This window comes from Pseudomonas fragi (assembly GCF_025426255.1).
Classification (GTDB): Bacteria; Pseudomonadota; Gammaproteobacteria; order Pseudomonadales; family Pseudomonadaceae; genus Aquipseudomonas; species Aquipseudomonas kulmbachensis.
In genome coordinates, this window is record NZ_CP104861.1 from 210,884 (window position 1) to 226,243 (window position 15,360).

Here is a 15,360-nt window from a genome sequence, read left to right on the forward strand (position 1 = left end):
CGTTACACTATCGAACTCAAGCCATAGCGGACCTGTCTGAATACAGGTCACGTTGATGCGACCTTATCTGCCCAGGAGTAAAGCATGCGTAATCTGATTCTCAGCGCCGCTCTCGTCAGTGCCAGCCTGTTTGGCATGACCGCTCAAGCTGCCGAACCGCTTGAAGCGGGTAAACAATATGTAGAGCTGAGCAGCGCCGTCCCGGTTGCCGTGCCTGGCAAGATCGAAGTTGTCGAACTGTTCTGGTATGGCTGCCCGCATTGCTTTGCATTCGAACCGACCATCAATCCTTGGGCTGAAAAACTCCCGGCAGATGTGAATTTCGTGCGTATCCCTGCCATGTTTGGCGGGATCTGGAATGTTCACGGCCAACTGTTCATCACCCTTGAAGCCATGGGCGTTGAAAACAAGGTCCACAAAGCTGTGTTCCAGGCCATTCATGACGGCAAGAAACTGGCTACCCCAGAAGAAATGGGTGAGTTCCTGGCCGGCGTTGGCGTCGATAAAGACAAATTCCTGAGCACCTACAACTCGTTCGCCGTCAAAGGCAAGGTTGAAGATGCCAAGAAGAAGGCTCAGGCCTATCAGATCTCCGGCGTACCGACCATGGTGGTCAATGGTAAGTACCGCTTCGACCTGGGCACTGCCGGTGGTCCTGAAGGCGCATTGAATGTTGCCGATCAGTTGATCGCCAAAGAGCGTGCCGCGAACGCTAAAAACTAAGCGGCGCCCTCTCCCATGCGCCGCTGGAAAGGCGAACGAATCGTTGGTCTGCATGAGCCGCAGGTCAACGAGGATCATCTGGCAGCCTGCGGGATGCCGGATGATCGGCGTTTGCGACTGCTCAGTTTCAATATCCAGGTCGGTAACAGTACTCAAGGCTACCGACATTACCTGACCCGCAGTTGGCAGCATGTACTGCCACACAAAGGGCGGGCCGGGAATCTGGAGCGCATTGGCGACTTGTTGGGCGACTTCGATCTGGTTGCCCTGCAAGAGGCCGACGGTGGCAGCCACCGCTCCGGCTACATCAATCAGGTCAAGTACCTGGCCCAACAGGGCGAATTCCCCTACTGGTATCAACAGCTCAATCGCAACCTCGGTCGTCTGGCCCAGCACAGCAATGGCCTGCTGAGCCGACTGCGTCCAACCATGATTGAAGATCACCCCTTGCCCGGCCCTGCGGGTCGTGGCGCGATTCTGGTGCGTTTTGGTGATGGCCCTGATGCGCTGGTGGTCGTGATAATGCATCTGGCGCTCGGAACCAAAACCCGTACCCGACAGCTGGCTTACATTCGCGAGCTGATTGGTGGCTATCAGCATCAGGTGCTGATGGGCGATATGAACACCCATGCCAACGACCTGTTGCAAACCTCACCTTTGCGCGACCTCGGGTTGCTGGCGCCGCAAATGGAGGCCACCTTCCCCAGTTGGCGTCCGCAACGTTGTCTTGATCATATTTTGCTCAGTCCCAGCCTGACCCTTGAGCGTGTGCAAGTGCTGAATCAACCTATCTCGGACCATCTGCCCGTGGCGGTTGATATCCGTTTGCCTGGCTCTGTCGGGGTCGATTCACAGCTCGCGTTGCGCCCGACTGACAGTGAGCCCCAGGCATGAGTGATGAGGCTTCGCGCTGGAAAGAGAAATACCTGAAAAGCGTCGAGCAGCAAGACAAGCTGGAGCGGCGCTGGAATGCTCGTCTCGACTTGCTGCGCCGTGGTTTGGTGCGCAGCACCTTGGCGGCTGAAGGCACCGATCGCACCGTCGACCAGTGCATGAAAGAAATGCGTGAAGCGGTGCGCACCAATGAAATGGACGCTGCCTTGGCCGCTTTGCTGCCACGTCTTGAAAAAGCCGTGCTCGACTCCGAGCAGCGGCGCGAAACCCGGGTTGAGCAGGTCAGCGTTGCGCTCAATACCCTGGTGACGCAACTGCAAGCGTTAGCGCTGCCTCGCGAAGTCAGCAAGCCGCTCAAGGCCTTTGCCAAACAGCTCGATCACCGGGTAACCCACGCCCGTGAGCTACCGCTGCTACTGGACGAACTCAGCCGTTTGCAGGGGCAGGCACTGGCGCCGCAGCTCAATGGCGCAGAAGCACCCAAGCCGGGCTTGCTGCAGCGCCTGTTCGGGGCGCAAGAAACCGACAAGGCGGCGAGCGAGCCAATTACGGTGTCGGTTGCCGAGCCCCATACGGCGAAAGCTCCTGCCACGCCGGTTGCCGTCAAACCGCTGGCAGCGCCCATTGCGCAGCCTGAACCGCTGTTGACGCCAACGGCTGCAAGCGAGGATCAGGCCTCAGTACTTCACGAGCCAGAGGAGCTGGTTCCTGAGGTGCCGGATGAACAGGCATCCAGCGGCGCGCTTGAATCATTAGTGGCGCTGGTCGAGCAGCCACCGGATGAAACGGCTGACAGCCCGCAGGCTGAGTCGGTTGAGGTCGATGCCGTCCATGCACTGCCTGAAAGTCCGGAACCCTCCTACAGCAGCGTCGCGCTGCATATTGAATCGACATTACTCGGACTGTTGAGCGGCCTGTCGCTGCCCGAGCACCACCGCCCCCAAGCCGAGGCGATGCGTAAGCGTCTTGAAAAAGGGCTTAACTGGTACGAATTACTGCCGATCCTCGACGACCTTGCGGTCTTGATGCTGGCGATTACTGATAGTGGTCAACATGAGTTCGAGACGTATCTCAAACAGCTCAACGGGCGTCTTGAGTCGTTTCAGAACAACCTTCAGGCCGCCAGTGAGGGGCATGCCGAAGGACGCTCTGCCGCCGACGACTTGCATACCCAACTGCGCGAACACGTCGATGGTTTGCAAAACAGTGTGCAGGACGCCGTGGACCTCAACAGTCTCAAGCACCTCCTGGAAAACCGCCTCGAAGGGTTGCTGGGCACGATGGACCATCACCAGCAGCAGCGCGCTATTCGCGAACAGGAAGTTTCAGCCCATCTGCAAGGGTTGGCCGAGCGTATCGCGCATATGGAGCAGCAGGCCCAAGGCTATCGTGAACACCTTGAAGAGCAGCGCCAGAAAGCATTGATCGACCCCCTCACCGGCTTACCTAACCGGGCGGCCTGGGGGGAACGTCTGCAATATGAGGTCGAACAGTGGCAAACCCACGGCAACCCCCTGCTGATTGCCATGCTCGACCTCGATCACTTCAAGCGCATCAATGATGGCTACGGTCATCTGGCAGGCGACAAGGTACTCAAGATCATTGCCGCCCAGTTGCGCAAGCACCTGCGTCCAGCTGATTTTGTTGCGCGTTTTGGTGGCGAGGAATTTGTCTTGTTGATCCCTGGTACAACGCCTGAGGCGGGCTTGCAGCAGCTTGAAAAACTGCGCGCGGCGATCGAGGCGTGTCCGTTCCACTTCAAGGGCGAGCCCGTGACCGTTACCACCTCTATCGGTGTATCGGCGTTCAGGGTGGGTGATCGCAGCGATCATGTGCTCAAACGGGCAGATGAAGCGTTATATCGGGCCAAGAATCGTGGCCGCAATTGCGTAGCCACCGAGTTCCTGTAAATCCCGAGCCATCGAAATTCCGAATTTCTGTAGCCGCTGTCGAGCTCCGCGAGGCTGCGATCAATAGCCAGGTAATCGCAGCCTCGCGGAGCTCGACAGCGGCTACATTAAAGAGGTGAGGAACCTCTCCTTTAGCCCCATACAGCTGCGGGACAAGGCCGGTGAGGTATGCTTGTCGATTAATTGTTTAGTTGTGTTGTCATCGCCCATGAAATTTTCAGCTCTGCTCTTGTCCCTTGCCCTGCTGGCTGGTTGCAGCAACGGCTTGCGCATGGATACCAGTCATCCTTCGGTCAATCACGACAGCCGCGTGCAGTTCGTGGTGCTTCATTACACCTCAACCTCCCTGGAGCGCTCGCTGGAGTTGCTAACCAGTGGGCCTGTCAGCAGTCACTACCTGGTGGGCGATACACCACCGACGATTTACCGGCTGGTCGATGAAAACCAGCGCGCCTGGCACGCGGGCGAAAGCCAGTGGAAAGGTCGCACATGGCTCAACTCCACCTCCATCGGTATTGAAATCGTCAACAAGGGCTTTCGCGATACGCCACAAGGACGCGTCTGGTATCCCTACACCGAAGGTCAGATCCAGTCTGTCATCGCGTTACTTAAAGACATCACCACCCGCTACAAGATCGCCCCGCACAACATCGTTGGCCACAGCGATATAGCGCCACTGCGCAAGCTCGATCCGGGCCCGCTGTTTCCCTGGAAGCGTCTGGCCGATGCAGGCTTTGGCATGTGGCCTAACGCTCAGGCAGTCGCTCAGGAGCAGGCGTTGTTCGCCTACGCGTTGCCGAGCATTACCTGGTTCCAGCAGCAACTGGCGCAGTTGGGCTATGAGACCCCGCAAACCGGGGAGCTGGATGTTGCAACGCGCCACGTGCTGGCGGCATTCCAGATGCACTTCAGGCCCTCACGCTTCGATGGCACGCCCGATGCTGAAAGTGCGGCTATCTTGAAAGTCCTGAACACGCAAAAACAATAACGCTCCTGTTATAGCAGCGGGAGCGCCATGTAAAACTGCGTGCCCTGGCCGGGGCGCGAGTACACCCCGATGCGTCCACCGTGCAGTTGCACGATCTCTTTGCACAACGCCAGCCCAAGGCCAGCACCGCCCTTTTTACGCCCCACTTGCACAAAGGGCTCGAAAATACGTCCTTGCTGGCTATAGGCGATGCCTTCGCCATTGTCTTCGACGCTCATGATTACCCGCTCGCCATGACGGCGGGCCTGCAGCCGGATTTGCCCGCCGTTGGCGGTATGGCGCAAGGCGTTATCCAGCAGGTTGTCCAGCACTCGTTCCAGTTGGGCCTCATCGGCATTGAGGGCAGGCAATGGCTGTTGCAGGTCGATGATCAACTCGATATTTCTGGCGGCTGCAGGCGCTGCCAATCGGGCGCGGGCGTGTTCGAGCATGTCCTGAATATTACAGGGAGCGAGTTTGAGTTTTTGCATGCCGTTTTGATAACGGGAGAAGTTCAGCAGGTCGTTGATCAACTGCATCAGGCGCTGCATTTCTTCGTTGACGGTATTGAGCAAGTCGGTTTCACGGGACTGTGGATCGAACCGCGCGCGCTCCAAAAACAGGCCGAACGCCATATGCATGCCGGTCACTGGGGTACGCAACTCGTGGGAGGCGCGCAGTACGAACTCGCTGCGCACGCGCTCAAAGGCGCGTTGCTCGGTCACGTCATGCAGCACCATTACAGCACCGAGAATCGGTCCTTTAGGCTGGCTGACTGGGGTCAGGCTGTAGGTCAGCAGGCGATTTTCGCCCTCGATGTCGACACTCAAGTCTTCCGGCAACCGCTCGAGGCTGCCACCGCGCAGCACGGTCTGCAGTTGCTGGTCGAGCTCCTGGCGTTTCAGCGCTTCGCCCAGTGGCTGGCCAAGACGGCTTTCATCCCAGCCCAGTTGTCGTTGTGCCACCGGGTTCAAATGCTCAAGCCGACCCTGCTGATCGATCATCAACAGCCCGTCATCAATGCTGTCGAGCACCGCCTGAAGGCGTTGCTGACCCGCCAGCAGTTCGTCGACATTGGTTGCCTGATGCTGGCGTAAAGCCTCGGCCATGATGCCAAAGCGCCGTGTCAGCAGGTTCATTTCAGTGGCGGAAGAGAGCGGTAGCACCACCTCGAAGTTGCCTTTGCCAATGTTATCGGCGGCTTTGGCCAGCGCCTCGATAGGTGCACCAAAACGCCTGGCAATACCGTGGGCGGTAATAAAGCCGATGATCAACACGGCAATGCCGACCATGCCCAGCAAAGAGGCAATGATCACGGCTCGATCACGGGCCGAAGCCTGTGCCGCGTAGATATCGTCGAGTGCACGGCGATGCTCGGCAATCAGGCCGTTGCGCAATTGATTGAATCGGCTCGAAAGCTCCTGGTCACTGCTCAGATTGAGCTGGGCGTCGTCAGCCTGGTTGAGCGCCAGCAAAAAGTTTTCGTAGTCCACTCGGGCCTTGGCAAAACCGCTTTGCAAATGGTTTTTGCGCTCGTGCTCAATGCCTTCATCGAGCAGTTTCAGATACTCCTGGGTCGATGCCTGCAACGCTTTCTGGTCTGGCTGGTTGTGCAACATCAGGACCAGTTGGTCACCCAGGGACTGACGCAGCTTGAGGCCCAGATCCAGGGTGATGAAGTTATTGCGGATCAATGCTTCCTGGCTTTTGGCCATTTGCATCACGCTGACGACACCGAGCAGCAGTCCTAGCAGCGCCACTGTAATCAGCGCCGAAATGCTCAGGAACAGACGTGTACGCAGCTTGATCGCAAGTCTCATTGGATGCTCACAGGTTGTACTGTTTACGTTTGCGGTACAGCGTCGAGGCGTCAATGCCCAGGGTCTTTGCCGCCTGATCCAGGGTTTCGCTGGTGGCCAGAACGGCGCCGATATGGGCTTTTTCCAACTGATCCAGGCTCAGTGCCGCTCCAATACGCGGGGCATTGGGCGTGGTTTGCTCGGCCATGCCCAAGTGGCTGACTTCGACCACTTCCTGAGGGCAAATAATACTCGCACGCTCGACCACGTTGCGCAGCTCGCGAATATTGCCTGGCCAACGGTAATTGGCCAGCGCCAGCCGGGCTTCTTCGCTAAAGCCTCGGGCAGGGCGGGCGTATTCCTTGACGAAGCGGGCGAGAAAACGATCCGCCAGGGTCAGGATGTCTTCACTGCGTTCGCGCAGCGGTGGCAGGTGCAGGGTGATTACGTTCAGGCGGTAGAGCAAGTCCTCACGAAAACGGCCATCGCGCACCATGTCTTCAAGGTTGAGGTTGGTGGCGGCCAGAATCCGCACATCGGCACGGCGAGTCACGGGGTCGCCGACACGCTCGTATTCCTTGTCCTGAATAAAACGCAGCAGTTTTGGCTGAAGTGCCAGTGGGAAGTCGCCGATTTCATCCAGGAACAATGTCCCGCCATCAGCCTGATTAACCCGGCCTAGCGTGCTTTCGCTGGCCCCGGTAAATGCTCCGCGGGTGTGGCCGAACAGTTCGCTTTCCATAAGCTCTGCCGTCAATGACGGACAGTTAATAGTGACGCAGGACTTCTTGGCCCGTTTACTCCAGCCATGAATCGCCCGGGCCAGCTCGCCTTTACCGGTGCCGGATTCCCCGAGGATCAGAATATTGGCATCGGTCCCGGCAACCTGGCGGGCGGTTTCCAGCACCGCCATCATGGCCGGGCTGTGGGAGTCCAGACCGTCCTTGGGTTTGCGCACCTCGCCTTCCAGGGCTTCAAGGCGGGCAGACAACTGGCGCATTTCCAATTGCTTGGCTGTCGCCAGGCGTAATTGGTCTGGGCTGCACGGTTTGACCAGATAGTCTGCAGCACCGGCCTGAATCGCATCAACGGCGGTATCGACGGCCGAGTGGGCGGTGACAATCACCACACGCATCCACGGTGCTTGAATGCGCATCTGGGCCAGCACATCCAGGCCGTTGTCCTCGCCCAAGCGCAGATCCAGAAAACACAGGTCGAACACCTGGCGTTGCAGCAGCGACTCGGCCTGCGCCGCGCTGTTGGCGGTGGCCACGGTGTAACCCTCATCTTCGAGGCAATAACGGAATGTACGCAGGATGGCGGACTCGTCGTCGACCAGCAGAATGCGGCCCTGTTGCTCGTTGGCTGATTCCATTTCCTACGTTCCTCTATGAGTGATCTTGGTTAGTGTCGGAATAATCGGGCAAGTTGCATGATTTTTCAGGATTGATGCAGAGGCTAGCACTGAAGGCTGGGTGCTGCATGGAGCAACTGGCTGATTTCAAAGCTATTTAGGTTGAACTCCAGGAAGAAAAAAATCCCCTTTGGAGCCGCAGGCTCGCTCCCACAGGTGGCTTGACCTTGAACAGAGTATCTATAGGCCTTCGTGCCTGCCAGGTCGTGCAAAACGCACGACCTAAGTCGCGTATATCGTGCAAGATGCGCGCAGAGTGCTTTTTGAAATGATAGTAAGTATCTGATTTATAAGCATTTTATCTTAGTTTAAGAGCTGGCACGCGACCTGCAATCTCCTGTGTATAAAAGTCGCCAAAGCTGGCGACGTCACTACAAAGACCACGGGGTGGCAGGAGTTGGAGCATGAATCATCAAGATTTCGCCAGCATGCGCATTTCGTCATTGCATCTGCAACAAGGCCTGTTCGCCAGCCTCGCGTTGTCGGTGACATTAATTGGTGGTCAGCAATGGGGCCGTTGGCAGTCAGAGCCGCAACCTGTTGCGATAGTTCAGCACTCGGTCCCAATCCAGCAGCATTTCAAAGCATTGGGTCCTGCGGCTCAATCCATTGGCCACTATGAACTGGCGGCCTCTGATGAAACACAAACAGCCCATTCGCAACCTGCACCGGAACGTTGGGTGTTTTAAGCGTTCACAACCTTGAGGCCCTGGTTGGGGCGTTGAGACACACCTTTGGCATCATTCTGTTTTGCACAGTAATAAGGAGAATCACCATGTTGAGTTGGGCAGTTACCTTCCTGATTATCGCCATCATCGCTGCTGTTCTGGGCTTCGGTGGTATTGCGGGTACCGCTACCGGTATCGCCAAGATCCTGTTTGTGGTGTTCCTGGTGATGTTTGTGGTGTCCTTTATCTTTGGTCGTCGCGGTCGAGGCTAGAGATGTTCGCCCCTTCATTTAAAGCAATGGTCGCTGCCCTGTTAAAGGGCGGCGGCAGCGGATCATGAAACCGGTTACATGCTTTGACTTTACCAAGGGTTTACCTTGGTTTTTTGTGCCTGTAGAAACTCTTCTGTCATACGTAATGTCTTATCAGGGTTCATTTTTTAAAAAATAAATGTGGCCTGAACCGTCCTTCGAAACGTCGACCGTATATCGACAAAGAGAAAAATAGCCCGTCCTTATATCTGAATTGTGTTGTCGGATATTTCTTGGATATATGCGGCTTTATGCCACCCCCGCCTTCGTCAAAAAGACCTTGAAACAGCCGGTCTACGGCGCTTATGTCGTCTATTCTGTGGAATCGCAAAAGAGGCGATTTGAGGTCTTGTCGGACAAAACCCATGCCGATTCGGCATAGGGTAGGCGTTTACGGCATTAGACGGCCACCTCATGCATGGGAATAGTTGCGCCTTTTTTCGCCTGCCAAAGAGCCTTTCTGGCTCGGTTTGGGCGACCTTCTACGGGGGTGGAGGTTTCAGATTTTTGCGCTTTGCGGCGCTCTAGTCTGAGCCTCTGCCCGAGTCCACTTGAAGTAAGGGTAATGACATGAAGAAGGCAAAACTTAGCCTCGCCTGGCAGATCCTGATTGGTCTGGTCCTCGGGATTGCAATCGGCGCGCTGCTTAACCATTTCAGTGCTGAAAAGGCCTGGTGGATCAGTAACGTTCTGCAACCTGCCGGCGATATCTTTATCCGTCTGATCAAGATGATCGTAATCCCAATCGTGATTTCTTCACTGGTTGTCGGGATTGCAGGCGTGGGAGATGCGAAGAAACTCGGTCGCATCGGTCTTAAAACCATTCTTTACTTCGAGGTGGTTACCACCATCGCGATTTTGGTCGGCCTGGTGCTGGCCAACGTGTTCCAACCCGGTGCCGGGATCGACATGAGCACCCTGGGCACGGTCGATATCTCCAAATATGCAGCCACTGCTGCTGAAGTAACGCATGAACATGCGTTTATCGAGACCATCCTCAACCTGATCCCCTCGAACATCTTCGCGGCCATGGCTCGCGGTGAGATGCTGCCGATCATCTTCTTCTCGGTGCTTTCGGTCTCGGCTTGTCGAGCCTGAACGCCGAACTGCGCGACCCTCTGGTGAAAACCTTCCAGGGCGTGTCCGAGTCGATGTTCAAAGTCACGCACATGATCATGAACTACGCGCCAATCGGTGTGTTCGCGCTGATCGCCGTGACGGTTGCCAACTTCGGTTTCGCCTCCCTGGTGCCATTGGCCAAGCTGGTGGTACTGGTTTACGCCGCCATCCTGTTCTTCGCCTTCGCAGTACTGGGCCTGATCGCCAAGCTGTTCGGTTTCTCCGTGATCAAGCTGATGCGCATCTTCAAGGATGAGCTGGTTCTGGCTTACTCCACTGCCAGCTCCGAAACCGTGCTGCCGCGTGTGATCGAGAAGATGGAAGCCTACGGCGCACCCAAGGCGATTTGCAGCTTTGTGGTTCCGACCGGCTACTCGTTCAACCTTGATGGTTCACGCTGTACCAAAGTATCGCGGCGATCTTTATCGCTCAGCTGTACGGTATCGACCTGTCGATCAGCCAGCAATTGCTGCTGGTGTTGACCCTGATGGTCACCTCCAAAGGCATCGCCGGTGTACCGGGCGTGTCTTTCGTGGTGCTGCTGGCCACCCTGGGCAGCGTGGGTATCCCGCTGGAAGGCCTGGCCTTTATCGCCGGTGTTGACCGTGTGATGGACATGGCCCGTACTGCCCTGAACGTGATTGGTAACGCCTTGGCAGTACTGGTGATCTCGCGTTGGGAAGGCATGTACGACGACGCCAAGGGCGAGCGCTACTGGAACTCGCTGCCGCACTGGCGCAGCAAAGAAGCACTGCCAAAAGGCGAGTAATCGCCACGCGGTAGCTGCACTCCCACAAACCCCGGACTTGTCCGGGGTTTGTTGTTTCTGGGGCTTGGCCGCTATCATTCGCCCATCTTCCAGGAGTTTTCTCGATGCTCAACGGCCTATGGCTCAGCTTTTTCGTCGTCGCGATGGTGTCGGCGCTCGCCCAATGGCTGGTGGGGGGCAATGCCGGGATCTTCTCCGCGATCGTGGAAAGCATCTTCGCCATGGCCAAGTTGTCGGTCGAAGTGATGGTTCTGCTGTTCGGCACCCTGACCTTGTGGCTGGGTTTTCTGCGTATTGCTGAAAAAGCCGGCATCGTCGATTGGCTGGGCAGGGCGCTGGGGCCGCTGTTCAAGCGCCTGATGCCGGAAGTTCCGGCCGGTCACCCGGCGCTGGGGTTTATCACGCTTAACTTTGCTGCCAATGGCCTGGGTTTGGACAATGCGGCTACGCCCATTGGTCTGAAGGCCATGCGGGCGCTGCAAGAGCTCAATCCAAGCCCGACCAGCGCGAGCAATGCGCAAATCCTGTTTCTGGTGCTCAACGCGTCGTCCCTGACTCTATTGCCGGTCACTATCTTTATGTACCGCGCCCAGCAAGGGGCTCCGGACCCGACGCTGGTGTTCCTGCCGATTCTGCTGGCGACCAGCGCCTCGACCCTGGTCGGGCTGCTTTCGGTCGCTGTCGTGCAGCGCTTGCGGCTGTGGGACCCGGTGGTGCTGGCGTATCTGGTGCCGGGCGCGTTGATCCTGGGTGGCTTCATGGCGTTGCTGGCGACCCTGTCGGCCACGGCGTTGGCCAGTTTGTCCTCGATCCTTGGCAACTTGACCCTGTTCGGGCTGATCATGCTGTTTCTGGTGATTGGTGCGCTGCGCAAGGTCAAGGTTTACGAAGCGTTTGTCGAAGGTGCCAAAGAAGGCTTCGACGTGGCCAAGAACCTGCTGCCGTATCTGGTTGCGATGCTTTGTGCGGTGGGCGTATTGCGCGCTTCCGGGGCACTGGACTTTGGCCTCGACGGTATTCGCCATGTGGTCGAGTGGCTGGGCTGGGACACCCGTTTTGTCGACGCATTGCCTACGGCGATGGTCAAGCCGTTCTCGGGTAGTGCTGCGCGGGCACTGCTGATCGAAACCATGCAAACCCAGGGTGTGGACAGCTTCCCGGCGTTGGTGGCGGCCACGGTGCAGGGCAGCACTGAAACCACGTTCTATGTCCTGGCGGTGTACTTTGGCGCCGTAGGCATCCAGCGCGCGCGGCATGCGGTGGGCTGCGCCTTGCTGGCCGAGTTTGCGGGTGTGGTGGCTGCGATTTTGGTGTGCTACTGGTTCTTTGGCTGATCCGTAGCAGTTGACGAGCGGAGCGAGGCTACGTTCGGCGGCGAAGCCGTCGCAAAATCAGACACTGCGGTGTGCCAGTTGAATCCAGTTCTCAGGGTTTACGACGGCTTCGCCGCCGGACGCAGCCTCGTTCCTTCGGCAGCTGCTACGGTTGTTGAGTTGAGGGGGGTTTACGCCACACACTCACCAGCCAGGGCTGCTGGTCGCGGGGCAGGCCCGCCGGGCGATAGTAGTGCTCCAGTTCAGCAAAACCGGCAGCCGTCAGCATTGCTCGCCAGTTTTCAAGATCGTGATATGCCCCATAGCGTTCACCGTTCCAGCCTTCGCGGTTGTCGCCTCGAGGGTTGGAACTGAGCAGTACGCCGCCGGGTTTCAGGCTGGCGTGCAGCTTGCCCAGGACTTGCCCCAACTCCTGGGTTGGGACGTGGAACAACGAGGCGTTGGCGAAAATGCCGTCGAAGCGTTCGGCAGGCAAGTCGAGCTTGAGAAAGTCCTGGTGCCACACTTCGCAGCCGCTGTCTTCGCGGGCCATTTGGGTGAAGCGCTCGGTGCCATCCAGCCCGACTGCGACATGCCCCAGCCGGGTAAAGGTCTGCAAGTCGCGCCCCGGCCCGCAGCCAAAATCCAGAATTGAAAACGGCGCTGTACCCTGGATATGGCGCAGCAGGGCGTCGATATTCTGGCTCACGTCGTGGTCGCGGGTGCCTTCACGGAAGCCTTCAGCGCTCTGTTGATAGTGGCCAAGGGTGGTGGCAGCAATCTGTTCGAGGGTCTTTGGGTCAAGGGTCATCGCAGGCTCAGTCGGCGGCATTCAGACCGCCGACTATACCTCAGCGTTTGTTCAGTGCCAGGGCCAGGCGGTCGCCGCCGAGTTGAATCACGGCCACCAGAATCACCAGCAATACGATCACTGTCAGCATCACCTGTGAATCAAAGCGCTGATAGCCGTAGCGGTACGCGATGTCGCCCAAACCGCCTGCGCCAATCGCACCGGCCATGGCTGAAGAGTTGATCATCGTTACCAGGGTGATGGTGAAACCGCCGACGATACCGGGTAAGGCTTCAGGCAACAGCACGTGCCAGATGATGTGATGACGCTTACAGCCCATAGCCTGGGCGGCTTCGATCAATCCGTGATCGACCTCACGCAGGCTGACTTCGGCAATTCGGGCAAAAAACGGGGTTGCCGCGATGGTTAGCGGTACGACCGCCGCCCATACGCCGTAGGTAGTACCCACAATCAGGCGAGTAAACGGGATTAGCGCTACCATCAAAATCAGAAATGGGATTGAGCGAAAAAGATTCACGAACGCACCCAATGCCTTGTTCAGCGTCGGAGCCTCATAAATGCCACCCTTGCCGCTGGTGACCAGAATCACCGCCAGCGGAATGCCCAGAATCAGCGCGATCAGCGATGACACGCCGACCATCAGGAAGGTGTCGATCACCCCCTGCCACAAACGGTCAAATCCCATAGCCTACTACCTCGACGTGTTGTGCCCATTGTTTGGCGCGCTTGCGTAGCTCGTCCGCGCCGAGTGAGGTGCTGGTCACGCTGAGCAGCAGTTGGCCCAGGGCATGCCCCTGAATGTGTTCGACCCCGCCGTGCAGCAACCGCACCTGGCCACCGAGGGCGCTGAACAATGCACCAAGATCGGGCTCCTGACCTCCGGTAAAGCGCAGTCGCAGGATCACGCTTGATTGCGCAGACAGGGGCTGCGCGGTGATACGGCCCTGCAAGGCTTCTGGCAGGGTGTCTTGCAAGGGGGCGAGCAGGGTCTTGCTGACCTCATGCTGCGGGTCGCCGAACACTTGCCACACCTGCCCTTGCTCGACCACCCGACCTTGTTCAAGCACCACCACGCGGTGGCAAATATCGCGGATCACGGCCATTTCGTGGGTGATCAGAATGATGGTCAGGCCCAGGCGCTGATTGATCTCGCGCAGCAAGCCGAGAATCGACTGCGTGGTTTCCGGGTCCAGGGCCGAAGTGGCTTCGTCGCAGAGCAAAATCGCTGGGTCGTGAACCAGCGCACGGGCAATGCCGACGCGCTGTTTTTGCCCGCCCGACAGTTGCGCCGGGTAGGCCGTGTGCTTGTCTTGCAGGCCTACCAGTTCCAGCAGTTCCCGGACTTTTTGTTCGCGTTGCAGCTTGGGGACGCCCGCCACCTTTAGCGGCAGTTCGACGTTTTGCCACACGGTCTTGGCCGACATCAGGTTGAAGTGCTGGAAGATCATGCCGATCTTGCGGCGCAGGGCGACCAGCTGGTCTTCGTTAAAGCCAGCGATATCGACCTGATCAATCAGAATCCGGCCACTGCTGGGTTGCTCCAGGCGGTTGATGGTGCGAATCAGCGACGATTTACCGGCGCCGCTGCGGCCAATAATGCCGAAGATTTCCCCGCGTTGAATCGCCAGATCGATACCTTTGAGGGCCTCAACCGGGCCCTGGCGGCCGTCATAGGTTTTGCCGATACCGATAAAACGCACATGGGCGTGGCTCAGCTCGGGGTGCAGCTCGGTATGGTTCGCACTGGGCTGCGGTTGTTCGAGTCGTTCGCGAGCAATAGCCACATTCATGATCAGCCTCCCCAGCCGGGCTGGTACAGGGTGCCGTAGGTTTTATCCAGCGAGGCCTTGACCACGGGGGAGTGCTGATAGATGTCGATGAACTTGGCCAGACGCGGGTCGTCCTTGTTCTTGGGCTGGATCACGAACTGAATCACGTACTCGGGGTGATCGATGCCATCGAACAGCAACGCTGACTCGGCGTCGAAGGTTTTGGACAGGCGAATGTAGGCCGGATAGCCCTGCACCAGGTCGGCATCATCGTAGGCACGCACCAGTTGCACGGCTTCTACCTGCAGGATTTTGATCTTCTTCGGGTTGGCGATGATGTCTTCTTCGGTGGCCTTGTAACCAACCCCGGGTTTGAGGGTGATCAGCCCGGCCTTGGCCAGCAGTTGCAGGCCGCGGCCGCTGTTGATCGGATCGTTGGCAATGGCGACGGTGGCGCCTTCAGGCAGGGCGTCGAGGCTTTTGTACTTTTTCGAATACAGGCCCACGTTGTTGATGATGCCTTTGGCGTAGGGCACCAGATCAAACCCGGCGGCGGTCTTGGCGTTTTCCAAAAACGGAATGTGCTGGAAGTAGTTCACGTCGATATCGCCACTGGCCAGGCTGACATTGGGCGCGATCCAGTCGGTGAACTCCACCAGCTCGACCTTGAGCCCTTGCTTGTCAGCCTCGGCCACAGCGGTTTCCAGCGGGATTGCAAAGGCGGCGGTAGTGCCTACCTTAAGCGGTTTTTCGGCGGCGTGGGCAATACCGCTCAACAGCCCGAGGGCCAGAACCAGTGCGTGCTTTTTGTTCATAAGAGGTGTCCTGTCAACGTGTCGGATTTTGTATCTCTGTGGGAGCGGGCTTGCTCGCGACTCAGGCAACGCGGTGCT

13 protein-coding genes and 1 pseudogene are annotated in these 15,360 nt (G+C 57.8%); 8 read left to right on the plus strand and 6 right to left on the minus strand.

All coding sequences use genetic code 11. The annotated features are described in order from the left end of the window. Positions 1 to 84: 84 nt before the first annotated feature. From N7D90_RS01075 to N7D90_RS01090, 4 genes are all read left to right on the plus strand, one after another. Positions 85 to 723 carry a thiol:disulfide interchange protein DsbA/DsbL gene (locus tag N7D90_RS01075; RefSeq protein WP_261740504.1) on the plus strand — a complete coding sequence of 213 codons (639 nt, stop codon included), beginning with the start codon at positions 85 to 87 and terminating at the stop codon, positions 721 to 723. 15 nt (positions 724 to 738) lie between these two features. Continuing rightward, positions 739 to 1,617 carry an endonuclease/exonuclease/phosphatase family protein gene (locus N7D90_RS01080; protein ID WP_261740505.1) on the plus strand — a complete coding sequence of 293 codons (879 nt, stop codon included), beginning with the start codon at positions 739 to 741 and terminating at the stop codon, positions 1,615 to 1,617. After that, positions 1,614 to 3,527, plus strand: a complete 1,914-nt coding sequence (locus N7D90_RS01085; RefSeq protein WP_261740506.1) for a diguanylate cyclase — start codon at positions 1,614 to 1,616, stop codon at positions 3,525 to 3,527. The genes N7D90_RS01080 and N7D90_RS01085 overlap by 4 nt, the downstream gene beginning before the upstream one ends. Positions 3,528 to 3,735: 208 nt before the next feature. After that, the gene (locus N7D90_RS01090) at positions 3,736 to 4,515 is read left to right on the plus strand and encodes an N-acetylmuramoyl-L-alanine amidase (protein WP_261740507.1); all 780 of its coding nucleotides are present in this window, start codon (positions 3,736 to 3,738) and stop codon (positions 4,513 to 4,515) included. 8 nt (positions 4,516 to 4,523) lie between these two features. Here the strand turns inward: N7D90_RS01090 and N7D90_RS01095 are convergent, their stop codons facing one another. Together N7D90_RS01095 and algB are read right to left on the minus strand one after the other, a co-directional pair. After that, a complete protein-coding gene (locus N7D90_RS01095; protein ID WP_261740508.1) occupies positions 4,524 to 6,314 on the minus strand; it encodes an ATP-binding protein in 1,791 nt (596 codons plus the stop codon). Positions 6,315 to 6,321: 7 nt separating this feature from the next. Further along, the gene (algB, locus tag N7D90_RS01100) at positions 6,322 to 7,668 is read right to left on the minus strand and encodes a sigma-54-dependent response regulator transcription factor AlgB (RefSeq protein ID WP_261740509.1); all 1,347 of its coding nucleotides are present in this window, start codon (positions 7,666 to 7,668) and stop codon (positions 6,322 to 6,324) included. 443 nt (positions 7,669 to 8,111) lie between these two features. On the opposite strand from algB, the gene N7D90_RS01105 reads away from it, so the two are divergent. The 4 genes and pseudogenes from N7D90_RS01105 (at position 8,112) to N7D90_RS01120 (ending at position 11,908) form a co-directional block, all read left to right on the plus strand. Then, complete coding sequence (locus tag N7D90_RS01105; RefSeq protein ID WP_261740510.1) at positions 8,112 to 8,396, plus strand: hypothetical protein; 285 nt, start codon at positions 8,112 to 8,114, stop codon at positions 8,394 to 8,396. A gap of 86 nt (positions 8,397 to 8,482) precedes the next feature. After that, positions 8,483 to 8,647, plus strand: coding sequence for a DUF1328 domain-containing protein (locus N7D90_RS01110; RefSeq protein ID WP_261740511.1), 165 nt, complete (start codon positions 8,483 to 8,485; stop codon positions 8,645 to 8,647). Positions 8,648 to 9,256: 609 nt separating this feature from the next. Continuing rightward, a pseudogene (gltP, locus tag N7D90_RS01115) lies at positions 9,257 to 10,574 on the plus strand (glutamate/aspartate:proton symporter GltP). Positions 10,575 to 10,678: 104 nt separating this feature from the next. Beyond that, the gene (locus N7D90_RS01120; RefSeq protein ID WP_261740512.1) at positions 10,679 to 11,908 is read left to right on the plus strand and encodes a nucleoside recognition domain-containing protein; all 1,230 of its coding nucleotides are present in this window, start codon (positions 10,679 to 10,681) and stop codon (positions 11,906 to 11,908) included. A 145-nt stretch (positions 11,909 to 12,053) separates the two neighbouring features. Here N7D90_RS01120 and N7D90_RS01125 read toward each other — a convergent pair whose 3' ends face one another. The 4 genes from N7D90_RS01125 to N7D90_RS01140 are packed head-to-tail and all read right to left on the minus strand — an operon-like array spanning position 12,054 to position 15,282. Then, a complete protein-coding gene (locus tag N7D90_RS01125) occupies positions 12,054 to 12,698 on the minus strand; it encodes a class I SAM-dependent methyltransferase (RefSeq protein WP_261740513.1) in 645 nt (214 codons plus the stop codon). Between the two features lie 40 nt (positions 12,699 to 12,738). Beyond that, complete coding sequence (locus tag N7D90_RS01130; RefSeq protein WP_261740514.1) at positions 12,739 to 13,383, minus strand: methionine ABC transporter permease; 645 nt, start codon at positions 13,381 to 13,383, stop codon at positions 12,739 to 12,741. Further along, a complete protein-coding gene (locus N7D90_RS01135; RefSeq protein ID WP_261740515.1) occupies positions 13,373 to 14,488 on the minus strand; it encodes a methionine ABC transporter ATP-binding protein in 1,116 nt (371 codons plus the stop codon). The genes N7D90_RS01130 and N7D90_RS01135 overlap by 11 nt, the downstream gene beginning before the upstream one ends. A gap of 2 nt (positions 14,489 to 14,490) precedes the next feature. After that, complete coding sequence (locus N7D90_RS01140) at positions 14,491 to 15,282, minus strand: MetQ/NlpA family ABC transporter substrate-binding protein (protein ID WP_261740516.1); 792 nt, start codon at positions 15,280 to 15,282, stop codon at positions 14,491 to 14,493. Between the last annotated feature and the right edge of the window lie 78 nt (positions 15,283 to 15,360).